Source organism: Blastococcus sp. SYSU DS0616 (genome assembly GCF_054051015.1).
Genome location: NZ_JBJHAJ010000004.1, coordinates 214,140 through 223,658, shown reverse-complemented (window position 1 = coordinate 223,658; position 9,519 = coordinate 214,140). Strand labels below are relative to the sequence as shown.

Sequence of the window (9,519 nt, the reverse complement as noted above, 5' to 3'; positions counted from 1 at the left end):
TCTCGTGCGCACCGGTGCTCGGCGACCAGTGGATCGAGCCACCGCCGTAACCCCCGGCGAAGGCGTTGTACCGGCCCACGCCGTCCGCGGTGCTGCGCTCCCCGGTGATCGGGTAGCCCAGCACACCCTGCTCCCAGCCCAGCTCCTCCCAGCGGTCCCGGATCTCCCCGTACGTCTCGTGCGCACCGGTGCTCGGCGACCAGTGGATCGAGCCACCGCCGTAACCCCCGGCGAAGGCGTTGTACCGGCCCACGCCGTCCGCGGTGCTGCGCTCCCCGGTGATCGGGTAGCCCAGCACACCGCGCTCCCAGCCCAGCTCCTCCCAGCGGTCCCGGATCTCCCCGTAGATCTCGTGCGCGCCCGTGTTCGCCGACCAGTAGATCGAGCCACCGCCGTAACCCCCGGCGAAGTGCTGGTAGGACCCGCCGTCGGCCCCGGCGTACCTCTCCCAGGTGATCGGGGGACCCAGCACGCCCCCCTCCTGCCCGAGGTCCCGGTACCTGGCCTCGATGGCCGACCAGTTCACCGACACACCGCGGTTGTCCGCCGCCTGCTGGCGCTCGGCGATGACCGGCCAGACGTTGGCCCGGCAACCCTGCAGGGAGATCGACTGCTGCTGCATGACCCAGGCGGTGCGGCCGGGCGTGGGGCAGTCCTGGTGACCGAGACCCAGCCAGTGCCCCACCTCGTGCAGGATCACGTACCGCTGGTACAGGTCCAGCCCGTGCGGCCACGAGTCCGTGCCGCCGCGCCACCGCTCGTCGTTGATGTAGACGTTGCGGCCCACCCGGCAGCTCCACTCGCTGCTGCAGCCGGGAGCAGCAGCAGCGACCACGGCCGGCGAGGCCAGGATGAGGCTGAAGTTCCCTCCGGACTGCACCTGGTCGAAGCGGAGGGCGCCGCCGAGGCTCCAGCCCCGTGGGTCGTTGAGCGTCTCCGAGGCGACGCCGGCGAAGTGGTCCAGGTCGCCGTAGACGGTGCCCTGGGCCGTGACGGTGTAGGTGATGGCCTGTTGGGCCTGCGCCGGCGCCGCGGGCAGCATGCCCGCGGTGGTCAGCGCGAGCAACATCGCCAGGAACGTCCGCAGGTGCCAGCTCATCGACAGTCCCGTCCCGCAGCCGGCACGCGGCGACCGCGTCTCGTGGTCCTCCGGCACCGGCGCGCCGTGGCGTACCGGCCGCCGCTGCCCGTCCCGGCACGATAGCCAGCCACCACCGGGCCGGGACAAGCCTTTTGGACGCCTGACACGAAGCTGTCATGGACGTGCGGGCGGGGGCCGACCACCGCCCCGCTTCCCTCGTCGGCGGCGGTCCCCGGGACCGGTGGCGATCGCCGGACACGGTGCGGGCCGGATCCCCATGGCCACGTGACGGCTGCATCGTCGGGACAGGAGGGCGGCTTCGACCGGCCGGCGCCCAGGACGACGGTGCAGCACGGGACCGCCGGCCACAGGTCCAGCTGGTGCCCCCGGCAGGATTCGAACCTGCGACACACGGTTTAGGAAACCGATGCTCTATCCCCTGAGCTACGGGGGCCACGGCGCGGCACCAGCTGCCCCGGGACCAACGCCAGCAGGCTATCGGGTGGCCGAGGGAACCCCGGCGGGACCCGACTCGTCGGTACGGCTGAGAGAGCGAACGCCTCCAGCGGGTTACCGTGCTGGGGTCGAAACGAGCTCCGGCAGCGTGGCCGGGGTCAGAGAGGTGGGCCGCAGCGATGGAGACCACGGTGGTCGACGTCCCCGAGCGGGGTCGGTTCGAGATCCGGCAGGGCGAGCGCGTCGTCGGACTTGCCAGCTACCACGTCGAGCACGGGCAGATGACCCTCCCGCACACCGAGGTGGACCCCGCCATGGGCGGTCAGGGCATCGGGAAGGCGCTCGTCGCCGGGGTCCTCTCCGCGGCCCGCGAGCGGGGGCTGACCGTGCTGCCGTACTGCTCCTTCGTCCGCCACTACATCCAGCAGCACCCCGAACTGGTCGACCTCGTCGCGGTCGAGGACCGGCCGCACTTCGGCCTGGAGACCGCCGACCACTGAGCAGGTGACGCGCGGCGCCACCTACGCTGCGCGGGTGCCCGAAGGCCACACCCTGTACCGCCTGGCGCGGCAGCTCGAGCTGCCGTTCGCCGGCCGCCCGGTGCACGTGACCAGCCCCCAGGGCCGGTTCGAGGCCGGCGCCGCCCTCCTCGACGGGCGGGTGCTCGACGAGGTGTTCTCGTACGGCAAGCACCTGTTCGCCCGCTTCGGCGGCGACCACCTGCACGTCCACCTCGGGCTGTACGGCACCTTCCTCACCGGCACCGGCAGACCACCCCCGGCCAAGGGCGCGCTGCGCATGCGCTGGGTGGGCGACGGGCCGGACGGCGCCGGGGCATGGGGCGACCTGCGCGGTCCCACCGCCTGCGAGGTGCTCCCCGCCCCGGAGGTCGAGCGGATCCTGGGTCGCCTGGGGCCGGACCCGCTGCGGCCCCGCGCCGACGGGACGGTCGCCCACCGGCGCATCGCGGGCAGCCGCACGGCGGTCGGGGCCTTGCTCATGGACCAGTCGGTGCTGGCGGGCGTCGGCAACGTGTACCGCGCGGAGCTGCTGTTCCGGCACCGGGTCTCACCGTTCCGGCCCGGCCGGCAGATCGACGCCGCGCTGTGGGCCGGCATGTGGCGGGACCTGGTGACCCTCATGCGCTCCGGCGTCCGGATGGGCCGCATCGTGACCACCCGCCCCGAGGACCGCTCCCGGCGCAGCGGTGCGGTGACCCGCGAAGACGCCCACTACGTCTACCGGCGCACCGACCTGCCCTGCCGGATCTGCGGGACCGCCATCCGCACCCAGGTCCTGGTGGGGCGCAACCTCTACTGGTGCCCCGTCTGCCAGGCGACCTGACCGGTACCGGCGGATGCCGCTCGGCCGCGCGTACCGTCGAGGGCAGTGAGACGCAGATCATGCACGATGGTGGCCCTCGCCGCGGTGGGGGCGCTCCTCGGTCTGCCCGCGACCGCCTCCGCCGCACCCGTCGAGACCGCCGGCCCGACGCGCACCGTCGGCTACGACGTCTCCCACCCGCAGTGCGGCACCGAGCTCCCCGAGGACGCCGCGTTCGCCGTGGTCGGGGTCAACGGCGGGCTCGCCACCCGGGCCAACCCCTGCCTCGCCGACCAGCTGGAGTGGGCCGCCGGCTCCTCGGGTGCGGCCGGCCAGCCGCGGGTGCAGCTCTACCTCAACACCGCCAACCCCGGCGAGCTGCGCGAGCAGGTCACCACCTGGCCCGAGGCGGGCAGCACGCCCTACGGGCGCTGCGACGGCGGCAACTCGACGGCGTGCTCGTGGCAGTACGGCTGGGAGCGGGCGCGCGCGAGCGTGCAGTCGTTCTTCCGCCCCGCCGCCCGCGCCGCGGGGCTGGGCAGCCAGCCGGCGGGCTACACGTGGTGGCTGGACGTCGAGACCATGAACACCTGGCAGTACGGGTCCTCCGACGCGCGGGCCCGCAACCGGGCCGCGCTCGAGGGCATGACCGAGTACCTGACCGGGCGGGGCGCACGGGTCGGCGTCTACTCCACCGGCTACCAGTGGGGCCGCATCGTCGGCGAGGTCCCGGACGAGAGCCCGCTGGCCGGGCTGCCCAGCTGGCTGGCCGGCGCCACGACCCGGATCGGGGCCGTGGCGGCCTGCGGAAAGCCGCCGCTGGTCCCCGACGGGGAGGTCGAGCTCACCCAGTACGTCCCGGGCGAGCTCGACCACGACCACGCCTGCCGCTGAGCTCGCTCGACGTCAGAGCGCGCCCTTGCCCGGCTCCCCCGCCGGGACGGCGGTCAGCCGGCGCACGTCCAGCGGCGCGGCGAGCTTGTCGGCCAGCGCCGCTCCCAGGGTGGTCAGCGCCTCGGCCTTGCCATGGGTGCGCAGCGCCTCGGGGCTCTCCCACCGCTCCACCATGACGAACACCCCGTCCCCCTCGTGCAGCGCGTACAGCTCGCAGCCGGGCTCGGCGTGCACCTTCGGCACGGCGGCGAGGATCGCCTCCCGGACGGCGTCCACCGCCTCGGGCTTCGGGGTGATGGTGGCGACGACGACAACGGACACGCAGACCTCCTGGGACGGGGGGACGACAACGGCCCGGACGGTTGCCCTGGTGGCGCGGCCCCGGCCGGGTCAGGATGCCAGGGTGGTCGACGACGGCGCTCCTCCTCCCCCGACCGCTGAGCACCCGCTGCGGGTGGCGGTCGTCGGGGCCGGTCCGGCCGGCATCTACGCCGCCGACGCCCTGACCCGGCAGAGCGCGGTCCCCGTCGCCGTCGACCTGCTCGACCGGCTGCCCACCCCCTTCGGGCTGGTCCGCCACGGCATCGCCCCGGACCACCCGAAGATGCGGGCGATCCGGGACACCCTGCACCGCAGCCTGGACCACCCGCTGGTGCGGTTCGTCGGCAACGTCGAGGTGGGCACCGAGCTCTCCCTGGCCGAGCTGCGCGCCCACGTCGACGCCGTCGTCTACACCTACGGCGCGGCCCTCGACCGGCGCCTGGGCATCGAGGGCGAGGAGCTCCCCGGCAGCCTGGCCGCCACCGACCTCGTGGCCTGGTACACCGGGCACCCCGACGCCGACCGCGCGACCGTGGAGGCGGCCCTGGCCGGCGTCCGGCACGTCGTGGTCGTCGGGGTGGGCAACGTCGCGCTCGACGTCGGGCGGATCCTCGCCCGGACCGCCGAGGAGCTGGACCCCACCGACATGCCCCAGCACGTCATCGACGTCCTCGCCGCCGCACCCGTCGAGGAGGTGACGGTGCTCGGCCGCCGCGGTCCGGCGCAGGCCACCTTCACCACCCAGGAACTGCGCGAGCTCGGGGAGCTGGCGGCGGCCACCGTGCTCGTCGACCCCGCTGACCTCGACCTGGACGCCGACACCGAGGCCCGCGCCGCGGCCGACCGCAACGCCAGCCGCAACCTCGCTGTCCTCCGCGAGTGGTCCGGCCACGTGCCCGCCCCCGGTCGCACCCGGCTGCGGCTGCGCTTCTACACCCGCCCGGTGCGGCTGCTGGGCACCGACCGGGTGACGGGCGTCGAGGTGGAGCGCACCGCCGTCGACGGCGACGGCCGGGCGATCGGCACCGGGCAGTTCGAGGTGCTGCCCGCCGACCTGGTGGTGCGGTCGGTGGGGTACCTCGGCACCCCGCTGCCCGGGCTGCCGGTCGACGAGCGCACCGGCACCGTCACCCACGACGGCGTGGGACGGGTGCTGCGCGACGGGCGGCCGTCGGCCGGGGAGTACGTGGCCGGCTGGATCAAGCGCGGCCCCACCGGGGTGGTCGGGCACAACAAGCACGACGCCCGGGAGACCATCGCGGGCCTGCTGGCCGACGCCGCCGACGGCACGCTGCGGGTGCGTGGCCCGGCCGACGACCTGGTGCGCACGCTGCAGAGCCGCGGGGCCGAACCGGTGCTGCTGGAGGACTGGCGGGCGATCGACGCCGCCGAGCAGGCGCTGGGTGCCAGCCGCGGCCGGGCCCGGACGACCCTGCACGAGCGGGAGGCGCTGCTGGCCGCCGTCCGGGAGGCCGCCGCCCGTCAGCGCTGAATCAGCGCAGCGCGGCCAGCAGCTCGCGGGCCGCCGTCTCGTCGGCGGCGGCCACGAACCGGATCAGCGCGTCCGTGTCGGGTGCCAGCTCGAGGGGCTCCCCCGCGTCGGTGAGGACGACGCCCCCCGCGGCGGCCAGCACCGCCAGTCCGCCGGCGACGTCGTGCACGTGCGTGCCGCCGCGGTCCAGGTCGTGCCAGGCCGCGGCCGCGCCGTCGGCCACCAGGCACAGGTCGACGGCGGTGCACCCGGTGATCCGCACCCGGCGGGCGGTCACCGGCACGGTGACCGCGCCGCCCCGCGGCCCGCTGGGGACGACGACGGTGCTACCCGGCCGGGTGCGCACCGGCACCCCGTCCCGGACGGCGCCGTGCCCCTCGACCGCCGCCCACCGCCGGCCCGAGGAGAGGTCGGCGACCAGCCCGGCGACCGGCCGGCCCTCCTGCACCAGCGCGGCCGAGAACGCCCACGGCGGCAGGCCGGCGGCGAAGTTTCCGGTGCCGTCGAGCGGGTCGAGCACCACCCAGGGCCGGCCGGGGGCCACCCCGGTGTCGCGGCTCTCCTCGCTGAGCACCGGCACGCCCAGCGCGCCGAGGACCTCGACGGCGGCGGCGTGGGCGGCGGCATCGGCGGCCAGCGCAGGGCTCCCGTCCCGCTTGGTCCGCGTCTCCCCGGTGCCGTGGGCGAGCGCCACCGCGGTCTCCACCCGCGTGGCCGCGAGCGCCGCCAGGTGGGCGAAGCGCAGCGGCAGGGGGGCGTCGGCCGGTGGACCCGGCACGTCGATCGCCCGCCCGGTCGCGAGGTGCCGCACGCGGTCGCACCCCCACCCCGCCGCGGCGGCGAGCACCACGGGGTGGTCCAGCGGCACCCCTGCCCGGCGCACCACCACGGCCGCGGTGGTGGCATCGTCGGTCCACTGCCGGCGGAGCAGCACCACCTGGCCCTCGTCCCCGACCAGCACCCGCGCCCAGGGGTCGAGCAGGGCCGGGGCCAGCGCGGCCGCCGACATCCCCAGCGCCTCCGCCGCGGCCGGCAGATCCGGGCTGGCCGCGGTGCGCAGCCCCGGCTCAGCCACTGTTGCGCAGCGCGGTGGCGATGCCGTTGATGGTCAGCTGGATGTTGCGGCTGGTGAGCTCTTCGTCCTCGCCGCTCCGCCGGCGCCGCAGCATCTCCACCTGCAGGTGGTGCAGCGGCTCCAGGTAGGGGAACCGGTTCCGGATCGACCGGGCCAGCGACGGGTTGTCGGCGAGCAGGTCGTCGTCGCCGGTGACGGCCAGCGCCATCCGGCAGGTCCGCTCGTGCTCGGCGGTGATGCGGTCGAACACCCGCGCCCGCAGCTCCTCGTCGGGCACCAGCTCGGCGTACCGGGCCGCGAGCTCCAGGTCGGTCTTGGCCAGCACCATTCCCATGTTGGACAGCACGGTGCGGAAGAACGGCCACCGCCGGTGCAGCTCGCGCAGCCGCTCCAGCCGCTCCGCGGAGCCCCCGACCCACTCCTCCAGCGCCGATCCGGTGCCGTACCAGCCGGGCAGCATGATCCGTGTCTGCGACCAGCTGAACACCCACGGGATCGCCCGCAGGTCGGCGATGGAGTTGCCCGCCTTGCGCGACGGTGGCCTGCTGCCGATGTTGAGCTCGGCCAGCTCACCGATCGGGGTGGCCGCCCGGAACCACTCCACGAAACCGGGCGTCTCGTGCACCAGCTCCCGGTAGGCCCGCTGCGCGCGGGCGGCGAGGTCGTCGAGCACGGCGTAGGCGTCCTCGGCGTCGGCGCCGAGGCCTTCGACGTCGAGCAGCGTCGACTCCAGGGTGGCGGCGACGAGCGCCTCGAGGTTGCGCCGGGCGAGGTCGGGGTCGGCGTACTTCGCGGCGATCACCTCGCCCTGCTCGGTGATCCGCAACGCCCCGGCCACCGCGCCCGGGGGCTGCGCGCGGATCGCCTCGTAGCTCGGGCCGCCGCCTCGGCCGACGGTGCCCCCGCGGCCGTGGAACAGCCGCAGCCGGATCCCCTCGCGGCGCGCGAGCTCCACCAGGTCGAGCTCGGCCCGGTACAGCGCCCAGTTGGCGGCGAGGTAGCCGCCGTCCTTGTTGCTGTCGGAGTACCCGAGCATGACCTCCTGCACGTCGCCCCGGTTGGCCAGCAGGGCCCGGTACAGCGGCTGGTCGAGCACCGCCCCGAGCGTCGTGGCGGCGTTCTGCAGGTCGGTGATCGTCTCGAACAGCGGGGAGATGCCGACCGGGCAGGTGGGCCCCTCCGGTCCGGCCGGGTCGAGCAGGCCGACCTCCTTGAGCAGGACGGCGACCTCCAGCACGTCGCTGACCGACTCGCACATGCTGATCACGTAGTTCGGGATGGTCCGCGGGCCCAGCAGCGCGACCCGCTCGGCCGCGGCCACGAGCACGTCGAGCTCCTTGCGCGCCTCCTCCGACAGCTGCGCGTCGGGACGCACCAGCGGACGTCGCAGCGTCAGCTCCCCGGCGAGCAGCTCCACCCGGGCGGTCTCGTCGAGCGCGGTGTAGTCGTCGCACACCCCGGCCCAGGCCAGCAGCTCGCCGACCACCTGCTCGTGCACCGACGAGTTCTGCCGCAGGTCCAGCCCGCACAGGTGGAACCCGAAGACCTCCACGGCCTCCCGCAACCGCAGCAGCCGGTCGTCGGCCAGCGCCCCGGCCCCGTGGCTGCGCAGCGACGCGTCGACGACGTCGAGGTCGGCCCGCAGCTCGTCGGGCGTCGCGTAGGGCGGCAGCGCGGGCAGGGACCCCGCGTCCCCCGGCACGACCCCCGGAACCCGGGCGGCGGTGGCCGCCAGCCGCGCCGAGATGCCGCTGAGCGCCCGCCGGTACGGCTCGTCGGCCCGGAACGGGGAGTCGTCGCCGGAGGCGTCGGCCAGTGCGTAGAGCTGCGGCGTGGGCGTGACCAGCCGGTCGGACATCGACAGCTCGCTGCGCAGCGCCGCGAGCTCGACCAGGTGGTGGCTCAGGGCCGTCTCCGCCTGCCGGGACGTGGCCCGGCGCAGCGCCTCACCCGTGACGAACGGGTTGCCGTCGCGGTCACCACCGATCCAGGACCCCGGCAGCAGCATCGGCCGGCGCAGCACCCCGGCCCCGGGCCACCGCTGCTCGACCGCCCGCCGCACCTCGGCGTTGATCGCCGGCACGACCTCGAACAGGGAGAGCTCGTAGTAGCGCAGCGCCTCGTCGATCTCGTCGGTCAGCCGCAGCCGGGACAGCCGCAGCAGCGCCGTCTGCCAGAGGGTGAGCACCGCGCGCCACAGCTGCGCCGACCACGCCGGGTCGACGTCGCCGCCGGCGCGGTCCCGTTCCCGGATCAGCTGGGTCACCTGCCGCTGCACCTGGAACACGGTCTTGCGTCGGACCTCGGTGGGGTGGGCGGTGACCACCGGGCAGACGAGGGCCCCGGCGAGCTCGCGGGCCACGGTCTCGCCCGGGATGTCCGCCTGGTCCAGCAGGGCGAACGACGCCGCGAGGCTGCCCTGCTGCGGCGGGGAGCCGGCGCGGCGGTGGTGCCGGCGGCGGCGCTCGTGGTGGATGTCCTCGGCGAGGTTGGCCAGCAGCGAGAAGTGGCTGAACGCCCGGATGACGTGGTTGGCGGAGCGGACGTCCAGGTCGGCGAGCCGGCGGGCGAGCTCGGCCCGGTCGACCTCCGAGCGACGGATGCGGAAGGCCTCCACGCGGGTGGACTCGACCAGCTCCAGCACCTCGGGGCCGGCCTGCTCGCCGATCACCTCGCCGAGGACGCGCCCCAGGAGCCGGATGTCCTCGCGCAGCGGCTCGTCGTCCGCGCGGTCACCGGTGCCGGGTGCACCGTGGTGTCGGAGGTCTGCGACGTCAACAGTGGCTTCGGACACACCCCGAGTATCGGGGATCGATGTGACGGGCAGGTGTCGGCCTCCACCTCGGTCCCGGCGCCCGCCATCGAGGGGCGGGCGCC

General features: G+C 75.2%; 8 protein-coding genes and 1 tRNA gene. 4 read left to right on the top strand and 5 right to left on the bottom strand.

Annotation, left to right across the window (positions count from 1 at the left end):
* Together ACI79K_RS04920 and ACI79K_RS04915 are read right to left on the bottom strand one after the other, a co-directional pair.
* The coding region (locus ACI79K_RS04920) for a DUF3152 domain-containing protein (RefSeq protein ID WP_456588026.1) at positions 1-1,099 on the bottom strand (1,099 nt) is incomplete at its 3' end.
* A 360-nt stretch (positions 1,100-1,459) separates the two neighbouring features.
* Positions 1,460-1,535 (bottom strand) — tRNA-Arg (locus ACI79K_RS04915).
* Positions 1,536-1,656: 121 nt separating this feature from the next.
* Between ACI79K_RS04915 and ACI79K_RS04910 the strand changes: the two genes are divergently transcribed.
* The 3 genes from ACI79K_RS04910 to ACI79K_RS04900 are packed head-to-tail and all read left to right on the top strand — an operon-like array spanning position 1,657 to position 3,754.
* Complete coding sequence (locus ACI79K_RS04910; protein WP_456588027.1) at positions 1,657-2,037, top strand: GNAT family N-acetyltransferase; 381 nt, start codon at positions 1,657-1,659, stop codon at positions 2,035-2,037.
* A gap of 34 nt (positions 2,038-2,071) precedes the next feature.
* The gene (locus tag ACI79K_RS04905; protein WP_456599108.1) at positions 2,072-2,881 is read left to right on the top strand and encodes an Fpg/Nei family DNA glycosylase; all 810 of its coding nucleotides are present in this window, start codon (positions 2,072-2,074) and stop codon (positions 2,879-2,881) included.
* Positions 2,882-2,926: 45 nt separating this feature from the next.
* The gene (locus ACI79K_RS04900) at positions 2,927-3,754 is read left to right on the top strand and encodes a hypothetical protein (protein WP_456599107.1); all 828 of its coding nucleotides are present in this window, start codon (positions 2,927-2,929) and stop codon (positions 3,752-3,754) included.
* A 12-nt stretch (positions 3,755-3,766) separates the two neighbouring features.
* Here the strand turns inward: ACI79K_RS04900 and ACI79K_RS04895 are convergent, their stop codons facing one another.
* A complete protein-coding gene (locus tag ACI79K_RS04895; protein WP_456599106.1) occupies positions 3,767-4,075 on the bottom strand; it encodes a putative quinol monooxygenase in 309 nt (102 codons plus the stop codon).
* An 82-nt stretch (positions 4,076-4,157) separates the two neighbouring features.
* Here ACI79K_RS04895 and ACI79K_RS04890 point away from each other — a divergent pair, with 82 nt between their 5' ends.
* Positions 4,158-5,567, top strand: a complete 1,410-nt coding sequence (locus ACI79K_RS04890; protein WP_456588031.1) for an FAD-dependent oxidoreductase — start codon at positions 4,158-4,160, stop codon at positions 5,565-5,567.
* A gap of 1 nt (position 5,568) precedes the next feature.
* Here the strand turns inward: ACI79K_RS04890 and ACI79K_RS04885 are convergent, their stop codons facing one another.
* Together ACI79K_RS04885 and ppc are read right to left on the bottom strand one after the other, a co-directional pair.
* Positions 5,569-6,642 (bottom strand): inositol monophosphatase family protein, encoded by a 1,074-nt coding sequence (locus ACI79K_RS04885; RefSeq protein ID WP_456599105.1) that lies wholly within the window; start codon positions 6,640-6,642, stop codon positions 5,569-5,571.
* Positions 6,635-9,436 (bottom strand): phosphoenolpyruvate carboxylase, encoded by a 2,802-nt coding sequence (ppc, locus tag ACI79K_RS04880; RefSeq protein WP_456599104.1) that lies wholly within the window; start codon positions 9,434-9,436, stop codon positions 6,635-6,637. Before ppc ends, ACI79K_RS04885 begins: the two co-directional genes overlap by 8 nt.
* Between the last annotated feature and the right edge of the window lie 83 nt (positions 9,437-9,519).